The 23,252-nt window shown below is 44.3% G+C and carries 23 protein-coding genes; 22 read left to right on the top strand and 1 reads right to left on the bottom strand.

What is annotated here, in order from left to right; translation table 11 throughout:
* The first annotated feature begins 38 nt into the window (after window positions 1–38).
* The 19 genes from QF049_RS09535 to QF049_RS09445 all read left to right on the top strand — a co-directional run bounded on the left by QF049_RS09535 (window position 39) and on the right by QF049_RS09445 (window position 19,231).
* Complete coding sequence (locus tag QF049_RS09535) at window positions 39–956, top strand: ABC transporter permease (protein WP_091016560.1); 918 nt, start codon at window positions 39–41, stop codon at window positions 954–956.
* 16 nt (window positions 957–972) lie between these two features.
* On the top strand, window positions 973–1,902 hold the full coding sequence (locus tag QF049_RS09530) for an ABC transporter permease (protein ID WP_036670788.1): 930 nt from the start codon (window positions 973–975) through the stop codon (window positions 1,900–1,902).
* Between the two features lie 21 nt (window positions 1,903–1,923).
* Complete coding sequence (locus QF049_RS09525) at window positions 1,924–3,942, top strand: S9 family peptidase (protein WP_307536890.1); 2,019 nt, start codon at window positions 1,924–1,926, stop codon at window positions 3,940–3,942.
* Complete coding sequence (locus QF049_RS09520; RefSeq protein ID WP_307536888.1) at window positions 3,939–4,415, top strand: hypothetical protein; 477 nt, start codon at window positions 3,939–3,941, stop codon at window positions 4,413–4,415. The genes QF049_RS09525 and QF049_RS09520 overlap by 4 nt, the downstream gene beginning before the upstream one ends.
* Before the next feature lie 163 nt (window positions 4,416–4,578).
* Complete coding sequence (locus tag QF049_RS09515) at window positions 4,579–4,941, top strand: Asp23/Gls24 family envelope stress response protein (protein ID WP_307536885.1); 363 nt, start codon at window positions 4,579–4,581, stop codon at window positions 4,939–4,941.
* A 32-nt stretch (window positions 4,942–4,973) separates the two neighbouring features.
* Window positions 4,974–5,582 (top strand): GNAT family N-acetyltransferase, encoded by a 609-nt coding sequence (locus tag QF049_RS09510; protein WP_307536882.1) that lies wholly within the window; start codon window positions 4,974–4,976, stop codon window positions 5,580–5,582.
* A 252-nt stretch (window positions 5,583–5,834) separates the two neighbouring features.
* Window positions 5,835–6,440, top strand: coding sequence for a pentapeptide repeat-containing protein (locus QF049_RS09505; RefSeq protein ID WP_307536880.1), 606 nt, complete (start codon window positions 5,835–5,837; stop codon window positions 6,438–6,440).
* Window positions 6,441–6,577: 137 nt separating this feature from the next.
* Window positions 6,578–6,961, top strand: a complete 384-nt coding sequence (locus tag QF049_RS09500; RefSeq protein WP_307536878.1) for a hypothetical protein — start codon at window positions 6,578–6,580, stop codon at window positions 6,959–6,961.
* A gap of 122 nt (window positions 6,962–7,083) precedes the next feature.
* Window positions 7,084–7,596 (top strand): GNAT family N-acetyltransferase, encoded by a 513-nt coding sequence (locus tag QF049_RS09495; protein WP_307536876.1) that lies wholly within the window; start codon window positions 7,084–7,086, stop codon window positions 7,594–7,596.
* 375 nt (window positions 7,597–7,971) lie between these two features.
* Window positions 7,972–9,450: an Lsa family ABC-F type ribosomal protection protein gene (locus QF049_RS09490; protein WP_307536873.1), complete on the top strand. Its 1,479-nt coding sequence runs from the start codon at window positions 7,972–7,974 to the stop codon at window positions 9,448–9,450.
* 215 nt (window positions 9,451–9,665) lie between these two features.
* The gene (locus QF049_RS09485; protein ID WP_091016541.1) at window positions 9,666–10,232 is read left to right on the top strand and encodes a TetR/AcrR family transcriptional regulator; all 567 of its coding nucleotides are present in this window, start codon (window positions 9,666–9,668) and stop codon (window positions 10,230–10,232) included.
* 246 nt (window positions 10,233–10,478) lie between these two features.
* A complete protein-coding gene (locus QF049_RS09480) occupies window positions 10,479–10,997 on the top strand; it encodes an RNA polymerase sigma factor (RefSeq protein WP_307536870.1) in 519 nt (172 codons plus the stop codon).
* Entirely contained in the window at window positions 10,981–12,594 is a 1,614-nt protein-coding gene (locus QF049_RS09475) for a DUF4179 domain-containing protein (RefSeq protein ID WP_307536869.1), read from the top strand. Before QF049_RS09480 ends, QF049_RS09475 begins: the two co-directional genes overlap by 17 nt.
* Before the next feature lie 368 nt (window positions 12,595–12,962).
* Window positions 12,963–14,117 carry a glycosyltransferase family 2 protein gene (locus QF049_RS09470; protein WP_150367354.1) on the top strand — a complete coding sequence of 385 codons (1,155 nt, stop codon included), beginning with the start codon at window positions 12,963–12,965 and terminating at the stop codon, window positions 14,115–14,117.
* 37 nt (window positions 14,118–14,154) lie between these two features.
* Window positions 14,155–15,462, top strand: a complete 1,308-nt coding sequence (locus QF049_RS09465) for an aminotransferase class III-fold pyridoxal phosphate-dependent enzyme (protein ID WP_307536863.1) — start codon at window positions 14,155–14,157, stop codon at window positions 15,460–15,462.
* 42 nt (window positions 15,463–15,504) lie between these two features.
* Complete coding sequence (locus QF049_RS09460) at window positions 15,505–16,536, top strand: zinc-dependent alcohol dehydrogenase (RefSeq protein WP_307536860.1); 1,032 nt, start codon at window positions 15,505–15,507, stop codon at window positions 16,534–16,536.
* Window positions 16,537–16,616: 80 nt separating this feature from the next.
* On the top strand, window positions 16,617–17,861 hold the full coding sequence (locus QF049_RS09455) for an MFS transporter (protein ID WP_091030860.1): 1,245 nt from the start codon (window positions 16,617–16,619) through the stop codon (window positions 17,859–17,861).
* A 95-nt stretch (window positions 17,862–17,956) separates the two neighbouring features.
* The gene (locus tag QF049_RS09450; protein WP_150367352.1) at window positions 17,957–18,550 is read left to right on the top strand and encodes a DUF1349 domain-containing protein; all 594 of its coding nucleotides are present in this window, start codon (window positions 17,957–17,959) and stop codon (window positions 18,548–18,550) included.
* A 39-nt stretch (window positions 18,551–18,589) separates the two neighbouring features.
* Entirely contained in the window at window positions 18,590–19,231 is a 642-nt protein-coding gene (locus tag QF049_RS09445) for an HAD family hydrolase (RefSeq protein WP_127548321.1), read from the top strand.
* On the opposite strand, the gene QF049_RS09440 is transcribed toward QF049_RS09445, so the two are convergent.
* On the bottom strand, window positions 19,228–20,043 hold the full coding sequence (locus QF049_RS09440; RefSeq protein ID WP_307536854.1) for an AraC family transcriptional regulator: 816 nt from the start codon (window positions 20,041–20,043) through the stop codon (window positions 19,228–19,230). The genes QF049_RS09445 and QF049_RS09440 overlap by 4 nt on opposite strands.
* Before the next feature lie 294 nt (window positions 20,044–20,337).
* Here QF049_RS09440 and QF049_RS09435 point away from each other — a divergent pair, with 294 nt between their 5' ends.
* From QF049_RS09435 to QF049_RS09425, 3 genes are all read left to right on the top strand, one after another.
* Window positions 20,338–21,480: an NAD(P)/FAD-dependent oxidoreductase gene (locus tag QF049_RS09435; RefSeq protein ID WP_307536851.1), complete on the top strand. Its 1,143-nt coding sequence runs from the start codon at window positions 20,338–20,340 to the stop codon at window positions 21,478–21,480.
* The gene (locus tag QF049_RS09430; protein ID WP_307536849.1) at window positions 21,477–21,764 is read left to right on the top strand and encodes a hypothetical protein; all 288 of its coding nucleotides are present in this window, start codon (window positions 21,477–21,479) and stop codon (window positions 21,762–21,764) included. The genes QF049_RS09435 and QF049_RS09430 overlap by 4 nt, the downstream gene beginning before the upstream one ends.
* Before the next feature lie 215 nt (window positions 21,765–21,979).
* On the top strand, window positions 21,980–23,215 hold the full coding sequence (locus tag QF049_RS09425) for a cytochrome P450 (RefSeq protein WP_307536847.1): 1,236 nt from the start codon (window positions 21,980–21,982) through the stop codon (window positions 23,213–23,215).
* Window positions 23,216–23,252 lie beyond the last annotated feature (37 nt).

Raw genomic sequence — 23,252 nt, 5'->3', positions numbered from 1 at the left:
TTCCTGCCGTTCTTTTTTAAAAGGGAGGTGAACAAGGAATGGGCAAATACGTACTTAAGTCATTACTACAGATCATTCCGGTGCTGTTCATTGTTTCATTAATTGTGTTCATTTTGGTTCGAGTTACCGGTGATCCGGTTGCGCTAATGTTGCCTGAAACGGCTACCGCTGAAGATCGTGCTGTCTTGACGCAGGCACTTGGTTTGGACCAGCCTTTATATACGCAATACGTGAAGTTTCTGGGCAGTGCGATACAGGGAGACTTTGGTCAGTCTTTTCGCTACAATCAGCCTGCGTTAGAGCTGGTGCTGGAGAGATTGCCTGCCAGCTTTGAACTGGCTGTAGCCGCCATGTTTTTTGCCGTACTTATGGCTGTGCCACTTGGAGTCATTTCAGCTGTGAAACGCAATACGTTTACCGATCTCATCATTTCAGGAATATCCGTCATTGGTAAGGCGATGCCAAACTTCTGGATGGGGATTATGCTTATCCTCTTGTTCTCCGTCATGCTGGGCGTATTGCCGGTATCTGGTCGCGGAGGGTTGTCACATCTGATCTTGCCGGCATTCACGCTTGGCGTTGGACTGGCCGCGCAGATGACCCGGCTGATTCGCTCCAGCATGCTGGAGATTCTGAATCAGGACTATATTCGAACAGCCCGCAGCAAGGGGCTTGGCCGAATGGTTGTCATTGTGAAACATGCATTTCGGAATGGATTGATTCCGGTCGTGACAATTATGAGTTTGCAGTTTACAAGTCTGATCGGGGGAACCTTGATTACGGAAACGGTATTCTCTTGGCCTGGACTGGGTCAATTGCTGGTCGTTGCAGTCAACACACATGATATGGCGATTGTACAGGCCGCGGTGTTTGTCATTGCGGTTATCGTTGTGGTAATCAACATCTTGACGGATGTAGCTTACAGGCTACTCGATCCGCGCATCAAATACGACTAGAAGGAGGTGCAATCATATGACAGGCAGCAATGAAATGCCAATTCCGGGTACAGAACAGGAACAAGACAATGGGCGTGCACCAACGGGATTTCGTTATATCTGGCAACAACTGATCATCAGCAAAACCGGAATGTTTGGTGCTGTGCTTGTATTGTTGGTTGTGTTAATTGCCATAGGTGCACCTCTATTGACGAGTCATGATCCGGCGGCGGTTAATCCGCTGGGCCGACTTAAACCACCAGCGTGGCTTGAGGGCGGAACGGCCGAATACTGGCTGGGTACCGATAATCTGGGTAGAGACATGTGGAGTCGAATTGTATATGGTGCCCGAGTTTCATTAATCGTGGGGATGGGTGCCGTGATTGTGTCAGGAATCATTGGCGCGATTCTGGGGCTGGTATCCGGATTCTACGGGAAATGGCTGGATGCAGTCATCATGCGTGTAGGTGATGCATTCATGGCGATTCCAACCATTCTGTTCATGCTTGTTGTGATGGCGATTGTTGGCCCGGGAATTACAACGTTGATCTTTGTCATCGGGGTGACGAACTGGGTTCCATTCACCCGTGTGGTAAGAAGTGAAGTACTAAGTATCAAAGAGCGGGATTTTGTTCATGCGGCCAGATCAATTGGCGCGAAGAATGGAAGATTGATTCTGAAACACATTCTGCCGAATATCCTTTCATCTTTTATCGTGATCTGTGGTATGAATGTCGGCACGACAATTATTATGGAAGCTTCACTCAGTTTCCTGGGTCTGGGTATCAAACCACCCGATGTATCCTGGGGAGGGATGCTCAGTGATGGCAGACAATACGTTGCTACAAGCTGGTGGGTTGCTACATTCCCGGGACTAGCCATTACATTTACCGTACTCGGTGTTATTTTCCTTGGAGATTGGCTGCGTGATGTGCTTGATCCACGTACGGAGACAACCCATAAATAAACGGAGAAGGGAGCCATCATTATGAATCAAAGACCAATTATGCCGGAGGATCTGGTTCACTATCGTTGGATAAGTCAGCCTGTTGTCAGCCCGAACGGACAAGTGGCTTATGTGGAACAGACCATTGATCAGGATAAAAACGAATATAATACACAAATTCGAGGGATTTCGCTCGATGGTGATAAAGATATTGCACTTTCGAATGGTACGAAGGATTCATCGCCTGCTTGGTCGCCGGATGGGACACAGCTCACATTCATTCGCTTAGAGGATGGGGGTAAAGGACTATGGACGCTCGATTTAGATAAAAAAGAGCCTGTCATGCTGATATCTCCCGCACGTAAAATATTGAGTTATATCTGGTCTCCGAATGGGAAGTACATTGCTTTCACCAGTAAAGTTCAACCCGAGGAGCAACAGAATAAGGCTGAAGTGCATCAAGAGTCTGCACCTCTGCTGCGAGGTAAGGTCTTCGAACGAACAACGCCGAAGGCGGAAGGTTCCGGATGGTGGGATGGTCAATACAGCCATTTGTTTGTATATGAGATCGGAAGTGGGGAGATCACACAGATGACTTCCGGGCTATGGAATATCAGTGCTCCGGCGTGGTCGCCAGATAGCAAGCAACTTTCTTTCATTTCGAAGCAAGTAGAGGATGAGGAGCTTGATGCGGATCTGCTGTACTTTACGGATATATACAGCGTTCGATTGGGAGAGCGTGATCTGTTCAAAGTGACGGATTCCAGTCTGGCGATAAGTCAATTCTCCTATTCATCCGACGGGCAGCAGTTGATCCTGATCGCCAGTGATCGTGAGTATGGAAGCGGGAGCCACAACAGCTTATACGCTGTCCCCGTTCATCGAGGTATACCCAGGCCAATCGCACCTCAATTAGATATGCAGATTGGTAACGCGGCGCTTGGAGATATGAAGTCGGCAGGTGCGTCACCTTCTCCTATCTCGGATGCCCATCATCCGGAACGTGGTGTGTATGTACTTGGGACGCAGAACGGGAATGTGGATGTGTACCGTATTCAAGATAATGGAGAGTGTCAATCCGTTACGGGTGCTGGTGAAAAGGATGTGTATCAGTATACCTTAACGCCAGATGGTACGTCGCTGGTTATCGCTGCGTTGACTGCTGAACACCCTGGAGAGTTATATCGCCTGGATATCAACAGTGGTGAGATGTTCAGGCTCACCCGGCGAAATGATGAATTCATGGCTGAATTGGCTGTAAATGTGCCAGTCCGTGTAGAGTTTACGTCCTCCGATGGATGGCCGCTTCAAGGTTGGTTAGCCACACCGGCAATACGTGACACCAATGGGAAACTGCCACTGATTTTGCAGATTCATGGTGGACCCCACGCAATGTATACGGGAACATATAGTCATGAGATGCAGACACTCGTTGCGCAAGGTTACGCTGTGCTGTGGATCAATCCTCGTGGAAGTATGGGATACGGTCAGGAGTTTGCCAGAGCTTGCCGTGGTGACTTTGCCGGAGGGGATTACCGGGATCTGATGGAAGCTGTTGATTATGCCCTGGCTACATACGATTTCCTTGATGCATCACGTCTGGGTGTAGCGGGTGGCAGTTATGGCGGAGTGATGACCAACTGGATTGTAGCGCATACCCATCGTTTCAAGGCGGCTGTAACCCAGCGTTGCATCTCCAACTGGTTGTCCATGTATGGAACGAGCGATATCGGAATTTCCTATGTTGAGGGAGTCATTGGGGGTAATCCGGCGGAAAACGCTGAATTCCTGTGGTCCCGCTCACCACTAGCTCATGCACACCACATTGAGACGCCACTTCTGATTATGCACGGAGAGCAGGACTATCGGACACCGATTGCACAAGCGGAGGAATTATATACTACGCTAAAACGTTACGGCAAAAAGACCAAACTGATTCGTTATCCAGGTTCCAACCACAGTTTGCTCAAAAGCGGTAAACCTTCACTTCGGATCGATAGCTTCGAACAGGTGAATGCCTGGTTCAATCAGTACCTCGGGAATGAGGAGGGCGAGCAATGAGTCGAACTCAGCTGTCCATTCCTGTAGGGCTTCTTGTAGAGAATGTTCTGACAAGTGGGGAACCCAAAGAAGTGATTATTGAATGTTTACAACGTCGAGACTATTCCCGGTTGCTGCCTCTGGTTAAGGAATCCGCGATGGATTTTGATGAAAGACTAAAGACAGCAGCTGATATCGGAGACGATTGGGAAAAGGCGATACGTCAAGGTTATGAGTTCAAGTTTTTGCATATTAACGGGTTGAAACGATTGCTCGATTTCCGGTTTGACCGTAAGGTGGATCGGGATTACGTTCAAGATGAGTTGTCTCTGAAGCATATTCGTCTGACGGCACAAGAGATTGAACTGCTACAATCGTTAATTGGCAGACAGTGGATCGTACAAGCAGAAGAAACAGAGGCAGCAGAAGAAGGCAGAACAGATAGCGAGTCATCCTCCTGCATTCCTGTCCGTATTCAATTGAAATTCCCATAGTATGACCAGAAGAAGCCGCGATAATCGCGGTTTTTTTGCTATGTACAGGTAGAAATGAGGATGACTGCATTCAAAAGTTGAAATCGGACTTTGCATGATTTATAGTTATATTAAATGATATTGTTTTCTATCAAAAATGCAGGTGTAAAAAGGAGGACATGGAATGTCCATTCAAAATGTTCTGGGTAAAATTCAAATATCGGATGATGTGATCTCCAAAATTGTCGGCAAGATTGCGAATACCACCAGTGAGATTTCCTCCATGTCGACAGGACTTATAGAAGGGGTCACCAAAAAGTTCAGCGGGAAAAGTCTGCAAAATGGCGTAGCTATCCGTAAGGTAGAATCAAGACTGGAGATAAACTTAAAGGTTGTCGTTTGTTATGGAACGAAAGTGCATGAAGTCTGCAGGGAATTGCAAAACAATGTGAGATTACATGTGGAACTGCTGACCGGATTAACCATTGATACGGTGAATGTGATCGTTGAGGGGTTATCATTCAACCAACCTGCTGCGAGGTTTTAGTCCAATTTCAACTACCTAGAGGAGTGACAGCGATGAATAAAATTTCCATAATAAAAGCCAGTCCACAATCATTAGTCGGCGGGCAACTAAATCAGATGGCACTTGAATATATGGCCTATTCGCTTGCGGGTACCAAGGATAAAGGCATTATAGAAAAAACATTCAACAAGTTATGGCGTTCGAATCAGAACCGATTCAGTCACCAATTCGCCTTTGAAGCTAAAATGGGTAACCAAACGCTGGGCATGATCATGTGTTATCCGACCACTATAATGAACAAACTTGCTTTGCCAACGTTCTCCAAACTGTTTGAACTTCGTAAATGGAGCCTGATTAAGTATAATCTCCAACACTGGAAAGAGTTTTACTCCATGGTGACATTAAAAGAAGCGGAGGACGACGAGTACCACATCGGAACATTGGCTACCTTGCCTGAAAGCAGAGGACTTGGTGTAGGGACACACCTCATTCATTTTGCTGAGGAGCAAGCTATAACACAAGGTCTGTCCAAATCTTCACTTACGGTTAAAAAGGAAAATCTACTAGCTATTAAACTCTACGAGCGTTTGGGATACCAGAGAGTAGGGGAAATCAATAAAACGTCGTTATCCCTGTACAGGATGTCCAAAAAACTGGTGTAATGTTTTCTGATACGAATAGAAAAAAGCAGCAAACTGGAGAGTTTCACATATATAAGCCTACATTGGAACAGTTAAAAGTGTGAGCTGGAGGGGCGCTTTATGCGTCCCTTTTTTAGTTTTCAGATTTTTCTCATAAAAAAAGTAACTTGACTTTTGTGTGTGATTAAGCAGGTACTTGACAGGGGTGTGGTATAGTATAAAAAGTTCTTTAATGAAGTAAGACGGAGAAATATACAATGTGGGGTGTAACCAGTGTATCAATATAAGGATCAGGAATATGAAGCAATACATTTTGAGGGACGTGATCTGCGCTATGGAGAACTCATAAGCTGTGTTTTCAAGCAGTGTACATTTATGAACGCTTCTATGGAAGAAATCGAAACGAGTAACTGTCGTTTTATCGAGTGTGACTTCAAAGGGGCTTCCATGAATGGTTCGATTCATACGGAATCGGCTTTTGAAAACTGCACCTTCGGTGGTGCAAATCTCTTTGCTTCCAAATTCAGCTCCTGCAAGATGACAGGCTCAGACTTTTCAGGTGCGCAAATGGATGGCATCACACTAAGTCACGGCGATTGGTCCTATACAAATCTGAGACATACACGTTTGGGGAAACAGGATCTGCGAGGAATTCGTTTCTTTGAGGCTGACTTTACGGACACGGATTTCACCAAAGCGGATTTGAGAGACTGTGATCTTACCCGAGTTGTATTAAGCAGAGCCAAGCTGCAAGGGGCCGATCTACGAGGGGCTAACCTGGAAGGAATCGATCTGAAATCACTGGATATCAAAGGTGTACGTTTGGATCGCGAACAAGCCGTTCTGTTTGTACGCTCATATGGTGCGAAAGTAGATTGAGTTGAACATACACAGCAGCAAGCCGCCCTAAAGGCGGCTTTTTTGACGTTAAAGCTTTCCCATTCAAGCAAATTGGCAGGAATAAGAGATCTAAACAAGAAGTAGTTAACATAAGTTTCAACTAAAAGGAGGTTATCATGACCGTCACATTAATTATTATTGTTGCTATTATTGTCTTTGGGCTTATAACAGGCACAATCACTACAATTATGGCATTTAAACTGCTACGTAACAATAAAGAGAATCAGCATCTTCGAAAGAGCATTCTGATGGACGGAATTCCAGCAGAAGCGATTATTCATGATATTGTACAGACATTATCCAGTATGGATGGAAGGCCGGGGGTACGATTGGATTTGACTGTAACCCAAGTTGACGGCCGCACCTTCCCAACAATTGTAGAGACTTATATTCCAATCACACATATTCCCCACTTTCAGAAAGGAAATGTCATTAACGTAAGATACATTGCGATGGGGAATGAACGAAAAGTTGAGGTAGAGGATGCCTACCTTCCGTGAGACAATCATGACGCGTACATCATGAAGAGCTGCGTAAAGGTAAGTAAGGCTGATAACGAAAGTAAAGGACAGAATCACTTGGTTTAGGAGGATTTTTTCTGAAATTAATTAAAACATATGATGTGGATCTGAGTGAAGAATGGTCAACTCTTCTTCAAGAATTACTTGTTGCCTGTTTTCCGGAAGTTTATCCGAAAGACAGATTGTTTTTTAAGCAAATACCACAGGGCAGAGTATTGGCATTTATGTCTGATAACCAATTAGTTGGGCATGTAGGACTAGATTACAGAATGATGAATTTAAATGGAAAACCCATAAGAGTGTTAGGGATAATCGATTTGTGTGTTTCTCCTGCTATTCGCTCTCAGGGAATCGCTTCATTGTTAATTTCCGAAGTAGAAAGGATGGCCAAAGCGCGTGTTGATTTTGTCCTTTTATTTGCGGATCATGAGGAATTGTATAGCAAAAATGGATTCAAAACGGTAAGCAACACATGTAAGTGGTTGAAAATTGATCATGAAACCTTAACCACAGTTGGAGTTGGGCATCAAGAGGTGGAGGGGTTAATGATTAAAGAAGTTGGAAGCATGCCATGGAGTGAAGGAGAACTCGATTTTTTAGGATATTTATATTAATCTTTACTCGCCAAGATTGAAGAGGGCGCCTTGACCCATATCGTATTCCATGTTACGTTTTCTGTATTCAAATTGTGAGCTTTCAAAGGGGTGATAAAGTGATGACTGAACTAGAGGTTGTAGATGTTTATGTGGACCTGTCAACGAATATGAACAATGGCATGGTTCACAATATAACTAATCAGAATCCGGCACTTTGTCCTCCTATGCATAAATCTACTTGGCGCTGAGTGGTTTATCGCCAGGTTTCTTTATTGTATAAGCGAATCTAAATTCTGATTATGTTCAAATATTAAAGTGAGGGAATCCATGCCATGTTCGATGGTGAAATCCCGTCAGTTTACTTTTATATTTCACATAAAAAGGATGATCTGCATGTCTTTAATCAACGTTACCAATCTGACCTTTGCTTATGAAGGCAGTTACGATAATATATTTGAAAATGTTAGTTTTCAGTTGGACTCCGATTGGAAATTGGGTTTTACCGGAAGGAACGGCAGAGGCAAAACAACCTTCCTCAATCTGTTACTCGGCAAATATGAATACAGCGGACATATCTCTGCGAATGTTAGCTTTGAATACTTTCCTTACCAGGTAGAGAATAAGGGAGCTATGACCGTTGATGTCATCGGCGAGATTCATCCTGAATATCTGCACTGGCAAGTTGTGCGCGAGTTTAACCTGTTAAAAGTGTCAGAAGATGTGTTGTATCGGCCTTTTGATACGTTATCCAACGGAGAACAAACAAAGGTGATGCTGGCTGCTTTGTTCCTGAAGGATAATCGGTTTCTGCTCATTGATGAACCTACCAATCACCTTGATCTTCATGCAAGACAAATCGTCAGTAATTATCTTGGTAGCAAGAGTGGATTTATTTTGGTATCTCACGATCGGGCGTTTCTGGATCACAGCGTGGACCATATCCTTTCCATCAATAAAAGTAACATCGAGATTCAGAAAGGCAATTTTTCCGCTTGGTGGGAAAATAAAAGAAGGCAAGATCAGTTTGAACTTGCGAGTAATGAGAAATTAATAAAAGATATCAAGCGTTTATCCGATTCTGCCAAACGGACCGGCGGATGGTCGCATGAAGTGGAAAAGACCAAAAATGGTACGAGAAACTCCGGTTCCAAGGTGGATAAAGGATACATTGGGCATAAGGCTGCCAAAATGATGAAACGTTCCAAAAATATTGAACAAAGGCAGCAATCTGCGATTCAAGAGAAGTCTAAACTTCTCAAAAATATCGAGAGTGCAGAACGTCTGCAGATCCATCAGCTGGATTTTCACAAGAATGAACTTGTCGAATTGGAACATGTGTCGATATCGTACGGGGCCAATACGGTGTGCAAGGATGTCAGTATCACGGTTGAAAAAGGAGATCGTATTGCCCTTTACGGTAAAAATGGATCTGGCAAATCCAGCATTCTTAAACTGATCTGTGGTGAAGATATTGCTTATACAGGTCTTTTTCGAAAGGATCATCAGCTTAAAATCTCGTATGTATCGCAGGACACGTCCGATCTCGGAGGGCATTTATCTGAGTATGCGGCCACACAGGGAATTGATGAAAGCCTGTTTAAATCAATACTTCGAAAGTTGGATTTTTCCAGACTGCAATTGGATAAAGATATTTCAACATTTAGCGCAGGTCAAAAAAAGAAAGTGCTCATTGCCAAAAGTCTTAGTGAGAAAGCTCATCTGCACATTTGGGATGAACCACTCAACTTTGTAGATGTCATTTCACGTATGCAGATCGAAGATTTACTGCTGGAATACTCGCCAACCCTGCTGTTTGTAGAGCATGATCGTGAATTTTGTACAAATATTGCAACGAGAATCATTGAACTATGAGTATTAACGAAGAACAATTCCTTGTTAGGAGCCGCCATATGGCGGCTCTTAAACTTTACATAATCTCATATCTCGATCAACCATATAAAAGTTGTTTGTTACACGCACACATTGGTATGGTGAGGAAGTATGCTATAATTTTATAGTCTAATCCAATCATATGATGGATGAACAGATCAATTGTTGAACTATACTCGCTAAGAGGTGTAATACCAATGAAAAAGGAAATGACTACAATCAAACAAACCAGGCTCAATTCCATTTTGGACGAGGCCACCAAATTATTGATTGAAAAACCGAATGCTTCCATGAATGAAATTGCAGAATCTGCAAAAATCGGGATCGCTACGTTACATCGCTACGTGGAAAGCCGTGAACAGCTCATGGTTCATCTGGGATTACGCGCAATCGAGGTGGTCAGTGAGACTATGCAACAAGTTCAACTGGATGAAGAGCACTGTGAAAAGTACATACCTGAGCTGATTGAGGCGCTGATTCCATTAGGCGACAAAATATATTTTCTGGCTCATGACACCACCATTAACTATAATCCAGAGATTGAGGGAGCAGATCTGAAACTGAGACAACCGGTACTGCATGCGGTCGGTCTGTTACAACAGAAAGGTTATTTCCGCTCCGATCTTGATAAAACCTGGATTGTCGATGTGCTGTATTCCATCATGTTCCTGACGTGGCAGCAGGTTGTAAGTGGTCATATCGCGAGAAAAGCAGCCCCTGCGCTTGTAGTAGACACGTTTTATCATGGATTTAAGCAGAAGTGAAAATTAGGAGTGAGAATAAACCCAACAGCATTAGCTCGATAATCGATGACCAAATGATTTCATAAAGTCGCTATTTTAGCGGCTTTTTTTGCTTGTTTACATGTATAAAATACCTGTTCAAGCAGAGACATTGAACTAATCTATTCTAGGTATCCGAGAATTTAGCAAAACCAACTATAAACAAAATGAACGATTACATAACATTATTTGTCTTATTAATGAAAACACGGCAAAGGGGGGGATAGAATGACTGACAGAGAAATTTTTGAATTGTACAAAGAGCAAGTTTATTATTTCTGTTATTATCTGATGAAAAATCAAGCTGATGCTGAGGACATTTGCCAAGAAGTATTTGTCAAAGTTATTTTGGCTGACAGAGCTAAGGTAAGGAAAATGAAATCATGGATATTGCGAATTGCTTCAAATGAGTGTCATAGCGTTATGAGAAGACGGAAATCTGGATGGTTGAAAGAAATGCGGCATTATTTGTTGTCCAAATCCCAGAGTTATAACCCTGTGGAAGAGGGTGTGTACCGTCGGGAAACAAAAGAAGAGCTACGAGGATTATATAGTGGGCTTCCTGACAAGATTAGGACGGTTGTTGTCCTTCGATTTATCAATGATTTGACTGTACCTGAGATATCTAAAGTTATGAACATACCTGAAGGGACTGCAAAATCCAGATTAAACAAAGGATTAAAACTTCTCAATAAAATGGTTGAACCTCAACTAAAGGAGCTGAGTAATAATGAATCAGTATTCTAATAAGGAAAAAAATATATCTCATCCGGATTATGATTTGATGTGGACAACCATTGAAAAAGAAGCATATAAACGACGAGTCAATCTGAAATCTTCACAAAAGCCTACTGGATATCGAGCTAAAGCAATTCCTATAAGCATCCTTTTTACTTTTTTCTTACTTGTTGCTATTCCTGTATTCGCCAGTATGACGATTGATTGGGATCGAATCGGGGGCCGGGGCGTCGCAAGCGCAATAAATAATGGTATCGGTCAGCAATATGATCTTCAGTCCGCTAGTTCAGGTGTGACAATGAATCTAAGCGGTGTTGTAACAGATGGAGAAAAAATGAAGATGCTCATATCTCTGGACACATCAATCGATCTTTCAAAGTATACGGGGTTTGCTACGGAGAAAAATATCTTAAAAGATGAGTCCGATTCGAAGGCGAAAGTATATGGTTCCTTAGGATACGATCCTGAGAGCCAAAAACTCATTGGGGTCTATGAAACACCTGATACATTAAAGGATGGTACGAAAGAATATACATTCGAAGCGCAAAATCTTGTTTTTTACCGGGATAGGGATGTTTCCTTAAAGTCATCTCTTACTGTTGGAGATACGATAGTCACTGGAGTTACGCAATATCCAACGATCCATATTGAATCCGTTAACCATTCGGCAAATCAAACCGTTATTCGTTATAAAATTGCTTCATCCCCATCTGATATGGGACGAGGTAATCCTCACTTGGTAGTACATGAAGGCTCTCAAGTGTTAGAGGCAATTCCAACCTTGTTGTCCAGCGAAGGTACAGATTTGTTGATTGAACAGGTTTTCGATATAACCGAAAAAGAATGGACAAATGCGAATCTTCATCTCGGTTATATTGAAGAAGCAGAGCGTATATTGGCGACTTGGAAGTTTGATTTTGTAGCAGATGGAAAAAAAGCAAGTGAGTCTATTTACACTAAAAAATTGTATACCAATCCTGAATTCCGAGAAAAAACAGGTGTCACTTTAGATCAACTCAAAATAACGCCCTTGGATCTCCAGATTCTAATCGATGAAGAGGGTTCGCTTAATAAAGGTATTATTCATTACAATACAGCCCAGTTAGTTATAGACGATAATACAATAACTGGGGGAAAAACTTTGATAGGAAACGATCGCGGCGGTTATCAGCATTTATTCCAATTTGAATCCCCTGAGTGGTATCAAAACTGGTCTGATGTTCCAATGAAACTCATCTTAAAAGATGCCGTTGTTGAGAAACGAGATACCACTAAAAACTGGATTCATTTAAATGAACCCAAGAAACAAAAGCAGTACACCAAACTCACTGTCGATGGACTTGAAATACAATTCTCTTATTATAGGGATGGGGAGAAATTAATTGTAGAGTCATATTCCAAAACGCCTAGTTTCAGAGGTGTTAACCAAACTACGTTACGTATTAACGGCAAAGAAGTGGTACCTGAAGTTACACCTAAGGGCATGGTATCTTCAGGAATTTACATTGATACCTACAAAGGTATTCCACTTGACGGAAGGATTGAACTAAATCCTGGTATATATAAATATAGCGATCCACACCGGAACGTAGAAGTTAAACTATAAGGTGAATTTATCTAACGAGTTAGGCTAGAACGTTCAATTGAATACGGATATAATTGCGAACACCCCTAAACAGTCAATCGTATCATTTGATACGCAGACTCTTTGGGGGTGTTTTTTTGCGTTCAAAGTAGCGCGGTGCATGGCGAAACGATAACAGACTTGATTTTCTCATATATTCAAATATTAACAGAGTTCAGAATTTAAGATTTCCAGTTTACAAAAAATGATATAAATTTCTAGTAGATTCAAATCATTACCAAATAAAGACAAAATATTCAAACAAGGGGGACCGGACAGAAATACCAGCAATTGTGCAGTTCGAATCAGCTTATGTACTCATTCCATCAACCCAAATCAGGAGGGATTCCATGCTTTACACCATTATTGTGCCAGTCAACCAGGACTATAACATTTTGAACTTGTTCACAGATTCGCTGCTCCGGACGGTAAGTCCATCCACCCAGATTATTTTCATCAACGACGGTTCCGGCTCAGCAGTCTTTCAACATCTGGATAAACTGAAGCAAGAAGTAAGAGAAGGTGTGACCATCGAGATTCTTCAGCATGATTTTCCACTCGGTTGCGCCGTGTCGATTAATAGCGCACTGAGTCTAGCCAAGGGAGAGTACATTTTCTTCCTGGATTCTGACACCATTCTTCAACCGAACTGGCAACCGATGATGAAAGAGACACTGGATAGCGATATTACGATTGGCATGATTGGAGGGGTTCTGTTGTATCCGCAAACAGGAGGCGTGCAGCATTGCGGCATTGCTTTTGCGGACACTATCGGCCGACACCTGTTCCTGAACGCATCTCCTGATGATATCCCAAAAGAAACCTTCTCTGTTCAACTGGTGGTGTTCGCCATGTTTGGCATGAAGCGGGAGGTGTATGAGACCATCGGCAACCTCGATGAGAAGTTCTTTAACGGATACGAGGACTTTGATTATCAGATGCGGGCACGAGCTGCCGGATACGATACGGTCATTAACCCGAATATTCAGGCGTATCACTGGGAACGCAGCAGCGGTATTCACCGCAACTTCAACCGCAAGAACAATCTGGCACGCTTCTGGAAAAAGTGGGGCGGTCAAATCGAGGCTGATGTGTGGCCATTCGTTTTCAGTCATCTGAAAGCACAGCTGGAAAGCCAAGGGGAATACCAGCATCTGCCGATTGTCGGGATTGACCTTGCCGAGGTTCGAAGTGATGCCGATACATTCTGGACTAAGCTGGAGGAAGCCGAGTTTGCAAATGTAGCCGAAGTACGTGACTATTCAAACCGCTTTAATTCCAATGGGGCCATCTGGCTGCCACAGGTACTGGGCAAGGAACTGATTCATAGTGAGAACCGATTACTGTTTTTGGTGGACAATTTCGCCCGTTTGCTGGAGAACCGCTACTGGATTGAGATGAGACATGCTCATCGAGCCAAGGATCTGATCATTGACCTGTATGGCAATGTGATCACAATGGATCGCATCTACGATGGATGCTGGCCTGGAACCAAAGTTCGGTAATTCACTCACAACGAAAATAAACAGGGAGGTACTTAAGGTGAAAGAAAAAGAGAGCACGCTCGATCGTGCCGTAAGATTTACCCGTAATCTGGAGTGGTTGGAACAAGTCGAAAAGGTAATTCCGAGCGGATGCAGCACTTTAGCCAAAGCACCTGAACGTTTATTTCCGGGGCATACCCCCGTATGTTGTGCAGAGGCTTATAATTCCCGATTTACAGATATCGACGGGAATGAATGGCTGGATTGTGAAATGGCCATGGGTACGGCGCCATGGGGCCATGCCAGACATGAAGTTCAATTAACTGTCATTCACCAGTTGAAAAAAGGGACAAGCTTTTCTTTGCCTGCCGACATTGAGCTTGAATGCGCCGAGTTGATTCTGGAGCGGTTCGAGGGTCGTTATCCGTCGCTGCGCTTCACCAAGAGTGGTGCCGATGCAGTGAGTGGGGCCGTACGACTTGCTCGTGCCGCAAGTGGCAAAAGCAAGGTTATTGCGACGGCTTATCATGGGTGGCACGATTGGTCCGCATACGGATATTATGGTGGCCAAACGAAAGAACGGGGCATTCCAGTAGATATCGAGCGTTCAACGATCTGGGTCAACAAACCTACTGTGGAGCGAATTGAGGCTCAGATTACCTCATCTCCCGAGGATATCGCATGTATTGTTCTATGCCCCAACGAGTGGAAAAGGGACGCGCTGGAGGAAGCCGTGAATCTATGCCGGTCTCTGGATATTATTATTATATTCGATGAGGTAACTTCCGGTATTCGAATGGGTAAGCAGGCTACTGCAGGAGAATATGACATCTGGCCTGATCTGCTCTGTATCTCTAAAGGTATGGCCAACGGTTTACCACTCGCAGCGGTTATGGGGCCTGAGCACTTGATGTCTTTGTCAGGACAAGTCAGATTCAGTAATGCCCATTCCAGCGAAACGACAGCGCTCGCGGCAGCCATTGCCTGTGAACGATTAATGAAAAATGCGAAAGTGTGGCCGACTTGGCGTGATCCGGCAACCCGGATCATGGATCGTCTGGAATCTGAACTTGTGTTACTCGGATTGACGGATCAATTGGAAGTGAGAGGGACGTATGCAAGCTTCTGCATTCAATCCTTGGCTGAAGATAACTTTCAAACAGATCCTTTCCGCGAGTTCATGGTGAAGAGAATGGCTCACTTCGGCATTTTCACCAAAGGATACTTTATTTTCTCTGATGCCCATACACGGGAAGAATTGCTGTGGGTCGAGGAAGCGCTGTTGCAGATCCTGTCAGACTGGAAAGAGATTCAGAAGCAGGAACATCTTCATGCGATGCAACTTTCGAAAACGTTTGAAGCTTAATCCATAGATCATAATCGACAATCGACTAGGAGGAATTATTCAATGAAAGCACTCGTATATCAGGATCTCAAACAGGTGACTTACCAGGAGATTGAGGAGCCAACCATTCAAAAACCAAACCAGGTAAAAATTAAAATCTATGGTTCAGGCATCTGCGGTACAGATCTGAATATTGTCAAAGGCAAAGTGCCAGCAAATAAAGGCACGATCATTGGTCATGAAGGCGTAGGCACAGTGATTGAGGTGGGCGACGAAGTTCGTGGTTTCAAGATCGGTGATCGGGTATTGGTTGATCCCACGCAATCTTGCGGTACCTGCTCATACTGCCGTGAGGGTCTGTTCATCTACTGCGAGAATTTTGATGACTATCAAGTAGGGATGACGACACACGGAACCTTTGCTGAATATTTTGTTGGGGACGAAAAGTATATCTATGCTATCCCGGATTCCATGAGTTGGGAAACGGCCATGATGATCGAACCACTGGGATGTGTACTTCAGACGTTCATGAAAGCAGGGACTAAGCCAAGTGACTCTGTACTGGTCCTCGGTTCTGGTGCAATCGGTTCCCTGTGTCAGCTTGTGAGCAAACGATTAGCAAGGCTTACTGTAGGCACGGAAGTTGATCCATACCGCAAAGAGTTCGCTTCAGGGATCGCGGATCATGTGTTCTATCCTCAGGATCTGACTCTCGATAAAGTATACGAGATCAATAATAACAAAAAGTTTGATATTGTAGTGGACGCGGTTGGTAACCAGCTTCATGTAGGGTTTGAGCTGATTGCCAAAGGCGGCAAGATTATTCCTATGGGATATGACGACAGCTATGAGGTGACATTCAAATCAACAGCCGTGATTAATGATGGCATTAGTATCATCGGTGCAGTTGCTAATCACTCGATGATCAGTACGGCACTGAAATTTGCCCAAAGCATCCCGGAACTGGAACAGATGGTGACAGCCAAGGAACTGCTGAGTGATTATGAACAGGCCTTTAACGGAACGATTGGTTATGACATGCATACTGGAGAGAAATTGCCGATGAATTCGGTCAAAACAGCTCTTATCCTATAAGCATGTAGACATTAGCGGGTTTGCCGCTGCGAGAAGTTGGGATTCGCAGCGGTGAAAACCGCAGAAGGAAGGGATATCGATTGAAATTGCTTCAAGATTTGCCGAAGAATCCACGCTACTCCATTTTACTCGAACCGGTATGGGCCATTCCGGGCACGATCGTTCTATTCTACGCTCCTTTATATATGAAGGAAGCCGGACTTTCGGACATAGAAATCGGTTTAATCAATTCGGTGAATCTTTATTTTGCCTTTATCTTTCAATTGTTTGCAGGTTCCATTACGAATAAGCTGGGCCGGAAACGAACAACACTGATCTTTGATCTGCTTGCCTGGAGTGTTCCCATGTTCATCTGGGCCTTCTCCCAGAACTTCTGGCTGTTCCTGATCGCTTATTTACTAAACGCAACATCCAAGTTTGTAACGGTCGCCTTTAACTGTCTGATCATAGAGGATGTGGAGGAACACAAACGATCCAAGGTGTTTGCCATTCTCAACATGATTATTACAGGGGCTGGGGTACTCACGCCGATTGCCGGAGTTGTCATTGCTGATTTTGGTATCGTGCCTACATTGGCCAGCATTTACTTTGTCGGGGGCATCCTCATGACCGCCATGTTTTTCATTCGTAACCGATATACGGATGAGACCGAGGTCGGCAAGGAACTTATGGGATTGCATAGTAAAACCCGTGTGCTTCAGAGCTTGGGTTCCAGTCTGCGCCTGTTCGGCAAATCGTTCTACAAACGGAGACTTTTTCCGATTATTCTGATCACGGTGTTGTCCAATCTAATCTTGCAGCTGAATTTCTTTCAGGTCATTTTCTTCAAGGAACAGTTGAAATTTGATGACCGTGTCATTTCGTTTATCCCAGTAGTGACTGCGGTAACCGTCATGCTGCTTTATCTGGTCATCATTCCGCGACTGAAACGGCGTTCGGAGGAAAAGTATGTTGGTTTTTCCATTGTGCTTAGCACGGCCGGAGCCATTCTGTTTCTATTGATCCCTGTGGGGAATATAGGAATGTTGTTTCTCACGCTAATCGTGCTCGCTGCGGGTAACTTCATTTTGCAGACGTACCGGGATTCCCTGCTGATGAACCGATTGGGTACGCATGAGAAAGCCGATATGTTCTCGGCCGTGCAGACCGTCATGACACTTACAGCCATTCCATCCGGTTACCTGACGGGCCTGCTCTACCATCACAATCCAACACTATTGTTCAGTGTGATTCTTGGTCTATATATCGTACTCATGGTCATTATGTTCTTCCTGCCAGATCCGCAAAAGCACTCCCAAGTGCTGGAACCTTACAAAAATATGTAGAAAAAGGGGTTTACTGTATTTGAGGCGAATATGTAGTACAGAAAAAAACTAGAACTACCTCTAGAACATATTTTAACTTGGGAGGCTACTAACAAATGACTAACGTAATGACAACAGAAGCACGGAAGCAATGGAGCTGGATGAACGAACCCGAAACCTGGTCCTACACGGATCAGGGAGGTGTGCTGGTGGAAGCGAAGGCGGACACCGACTTTTTCCAAGATCCAGCGGGGAAACACATTCGTGCAACTGCTCCTTTCTTGTCCATGCCTGTGCCTGGCGATTTCGAAATTACAACCCAATTAACCGTTGATATGAAAAATCAATATGATTCCGGATGCCTGATGGTGATGGCAGATGATCTTAACTGGTGCAAAATTTGTTTTGAATATGATGGAAAAGTGCCTACCATCGTGTCAGTGGTCACACGTGATGGTTCATCCGATGATTGCAATTCGGTGGAAGTCTCCGTACCTAATCCTTATCTGCGTATACGCAAAGTAGAGGACTGCATATCATTCTTTTATTCACCCGATGGTGAAGAGTGGAAACTAATTCGATATTTCGGCATGCCGATTCAAGGGGAACTTCGAGCTGGATTAGTTGTACAATCGCCGACTGGAACGGGCTGTACGTGTCACTTTTTATCCGTGAATGTTACTCATCCGGACTTGACCGCACGTTTCTAATCCGCTCCCCTGGCCGATCATTGGAGGGAGAACAGGTTCATGGTAAAAGCATTTATATTTGATTTTGATGGACTCATTGTGGATACAGAGACGCCCTGGTATTATGCATTTCGCGATATTTATGAAGAGCACGGAGTAGAACTTGGTCTGGAGCTGTGGTCGAAAAATGTGGGGACATCCTTTGAGGAGTTTCATCCATTTCTGTATCTGGAGCAGGCGCTCCAAAAAAAGATAGATCATGATCATATCAAACTTCTCTCTGAACAGAAATACGAAGTCTATTTGGGACAGGCCGCCATTCTTCCAGGGGTGTATGAATTGCTTCAGTCTGCGAGGGAGAAGGGGATTCAACTTGCGGTTGCTTCCAGCTCCACACGGGACTGGGTGCATGGTTACTTGCAGAAATTAGGCATTTTCGATTATTTCACAGTCGTTCATACATCCGAGGATGTGAAGCGAGTGAAACCGGACCCTGAACTGTACCTTCTTGCTCTCCAGAGTCTTGGGATCGAGGCTTCCGAAGCAATTGTGTTCGAAGACTCACCTAATGGCTTGAAGGCAGCCAATGCTGCTGGTATTCGTTGCATCATCGTGCCTAACGAGGTAACACGTGGTCTGGAATTCGCCATGCATGAACTGCGGTTATCCTCGCTGGCCGAGATTGATATGGAGGCGCTTTAATCCAGATACTGCTTGCGTAGCTCGATAGGGGAAATCCCTTCGTATTTTTTAAACACTGATCCAAAGTAACTGGCACTATTGAAACCAACGGCTTTGGCTATTTCATGAGCGGTAGTAGCGTTATTTTCGATGAGCATTTCCTTGGCTTTCAACAGCCGATATCGCATCAGATACTCCAATGGAGTCATTTGAAATTCTTTTTTGAATATCCGATTGAGGTGCTGCTCGGTAACATCCATCTGCTCAGCCAACATGGGGAGAGAAATATCCTGATGATAATTTTGTTTGATAAAAGTAATGAGTTCATCCAATTTTAATCGGGCATCAGAACGTTCGTAAGCACTATAGCGTTCACCTTCAATGGTTAATCTGACCAAAAGCATGTACAGTAATGCGGAGACGTGCCAGATCTGATCCTTGTGCCGGGACTGTAGCGCCAACGTAATTTCACGCAACAGGATATGAAGCATTCCATCCGGCTTGAAGGCGCGCAGCTCCCCGATCTGCAAGGAATGCAAGAACCGTGGCAACAAATAGCCATTGAAAGACAGACAATCAAATCGTAATGAATCACTCAGATTGTGGTAACGGTAGGTTACCTCCGGGAACAAAATGAGAGCGGTCCCTTTTTTGATCGAAAATTCATGATTCTTTGCTGCGATTCGCCCTGTTCCTCCGATGCACTGTACAATGCTGTAATCCCGTGAATGGTCGCTCCAATTCATCAATTCATCAACGGTCAACTGGTTTTGCCCTGTAATCATGAGCGGCATATCGGTATCCAGCGGATTCCCCATGCTAGGTTTCGGCATCGTTGTGTTATTCCTCTTTTCGTTAAAGGATCATGTGCGTAAGTGGCGTGGTTACAGAGTTAAAAGAAACCTAGAAAGAATTATATTACATAAATGGAATAATTTTAATTGAATGACGGGCAATATATAAAACGTTTTCATATAAATGCTTCAACAATTATTTATTGATGAATGAGTATGAACTGTAGTCTGATCAGCCTCTATTTGTGGATCTAAAAGTATGCCTGCCTTGCCAACAGAATGCGAAACGGTATACGCTATAACGAATGAGTGATTAAAGAAAGGAATGCAAACATGAAGAAAGTCATCGTAGTTGGATCGGGTATTCTGGGGGCATCAACAGCCTATCAATTAGCCAAACATGGCGCAGAGGTCATCATCATAGATCGAAAAGATATAGGACAGGCGACGGATGCAGCTGCTGGGATCATCTGTCCATGGCTGTCACAGCGACGTAATCAGGACTGGTATCAGCTCGCCAAGGCTGGTGCGCGGTTCTATCCGGGCATCATAGCGGAGCTTAAAGCCGAAGGAGAAACGGAAACCGGTTATGCTCAAGTGGGCGCGCTTAGTATTCATACGGATGTGGACAAAATCAACAAGATGGAAGAGCGGGCCCATCTTCGCAAAGCAGATGCGCCGGAGATTGGCGACATTACACCTCTTGATGCCAAAGAAACCCGTGATCGTTTTCCTCTACTGGATGAACGTTATCAATCGGTACATATCAGCGGTGCTGCACGTATAGATGGAAGGGCGCTGCGCGATGCCTTGATCCGGTCTGCACAGCGAAATGGAGCGGAAGTGATCCATGGAGACGCCACGCTTCAATTCAAAGCGGATCGGGTCATTGGTGTGAATGTTAATGATCAGAGTTTCTTGGCAGATGAAGTCGTTGTCTGTGCAGGTGCATGGGCCAACGAACTGCTGAAGCCGCTCGGCATACACTTTAAAGTGCATTATCAAAAGGCACAAATTATGCATCTACATGTCGCGGATGGGGAGGATACAGGCCGCTGGCCTGTGATCATGCCACCTTCTGATCAATATCTGCTGGCCTTTGATCAACAGAAGATCGTGATTGGTGCCACTCATGAAAATGATGTGGAGGGTTATGATACAAGAGTAACTGCAGGGGGCATGCAGGAAGTTTTGAATAAAGGTCTGGAACTGGCGCCTGGGCTAGCCAATAGCACATTCCAGGAAGTAAGAGTTGGGTTCCGTCCGTTTACACCTAGCTTTCTACCAGTAATGGGGGCTGTCCCAGGCTGGCAAGGTCTGATTACCGCGAATGGACTTGGTGCCTCTGGATTGACCATGGGTCCTTTTATCGGGAGTCAACTGGCGAAACTAGCTCTCGGCATGGAGCTGGATATCAATATTGAGCCCTATACTGTTGGCAAAGCAATGGATGATATTAAAAGAGGTGAGTCATGACATATTCACAACGTTTATCCGATGGAGCGAACTTGTCCGACATCATATATCTGGAGCATCAGATCGGTACGACGAAAGAAAAACTGCGCATAGCTTTGGAGAAACAAGAAACATACAAACGCGAATTGTCGGAATTGAAGTCATCATCAATCAGAAATGCATCCGAAGACAGTTCTGAAGAGCAAATTTTAATGGAGAAGGTAAGCCAAACGAAGAACTTGATTGAAACCCTGTCTGAACAACTGGAGCAACTACAGGAAACATTGGCGAAACTAGGCGATTGATCGGTTAGTATGGCTTATTTCTATGAAACGCCGACAGAAATAATATACGATACGTATAAAACAAAAACCCCTTATATAAAGGGGTTTTTCTGATTTAGTTCAAATGGTTTATATCAATAAATGAACGTATGGTATAAAATGGAATCAGGTGCTGAACTGTCAATTCAGGTACCCATGTAACCAATCACGAAACTATGCTGAGAGGTGGATTCCAAATGTATAAAGAAGTGATACGTGTTGAGGACATCACGGGGTTTCAGTCCAGGTCTGAAGAGTTTTTCCCACTGCACTGGTTTCGAAAAATGCTGTCCGAGCATCCTGTGTACTATCACGAAGATACAAACACCTGGAATGTGTTCAGATACGATGATGTGAAGCAGGTTCTGAGTAATCATGAATATTTTTCGGCCGAAGGAACCCGGACGACCATTGCCGTTGGAGCGAAGAACAATGAAGGCACACCTCCAGACAAATTAAACATATCAAGTATCGATCCCCCCCGTCATCAAAAAAGTCGTTCGTTGTTATCTGCTGCTTTTACACCGCGTAGTCTGAAAAACTGGGAGCCACGCATTCGCAACATTGCAGAGCAGCTGGTAGCAGATATTGAGCCGAATACAACCATTGATATTGTTCAAGCGTTGGCTGCTCCGCTGCCTTCGATGGTTATGGCTGATCTGCTCGGCATCCCTCTCACAGACAGTCATCGCTTCAAGAACTGGGTAGATATTCTGTTTCAACCTACCAATCCGAAGACTGCTGAAGAGAGTGAACTGAAAAAACAAATTGCAGCGCAAGAGTACTATCAATTCCTGTATCCTATTGTGGTTCATAAACGGACTCATCCTGGTGAGGATATCATTACCGATCTGTTGAACGTTGATGTTGAGGGGGAGAAGTTCACGGAGGATGAGGTTGTTCGCACGACCATGCTTCTGCTTGGAGCCGGTATAGAGACAACGAGTCATATGGTTTCAAATACGTTCTATTCCTTCCTGTACGATGACCCAAGTCTGTATGATCAACTAAGACAGAATCCCGAATGGGTTCCGCTCGCAGTAGAAGAAATGCTTCGTTATCGGTTCCATAATGCCAAGCGGCATCGGACAGTGAAGCAGGAGAACCAACTGCTCGGAGTGGATTTAAAAAAAGGAGACGTCGTCATCTCTTGGATGAGTGCAGCCAATATGGATGAGCAGATGTTTGAAGACCCGTTTGAGCTGAATATTCATCGTCGTAATAACAAAAAACATCTTACCTTTGGTAATGGCCCACACTTTTGTCTAGGTGCCCCGCTGGCAAGAATGGAACTAAGCATTGCCTTGACAGCATTTGTGGAGAAGATCGCTCGGATTGAACCGGTGGAGTCCTTTGATCTGGAGAATAATCTGGCCACTTCAGCTCCGGGGCAGTCGTTGACCCATCTGCCAGTGAAGATCGTTGCCGAGTGAGAAGGAATCATACGGGATACAACCTAAAAAGCGGCAG

The organism is Paenibacillus sp. W4I10 (assembly GCF_030816325.1).
Classification (GTDB): domain Bacteria; phylum Bacillota; class Bacilli; order Paenibacillales; family Paenibacillaceae; genus Paenibacillus; species Paenibacillus amylolyticus_B.
This window is presented reverse-complemented; position numbering and strand designations above follow the sequence as displayed.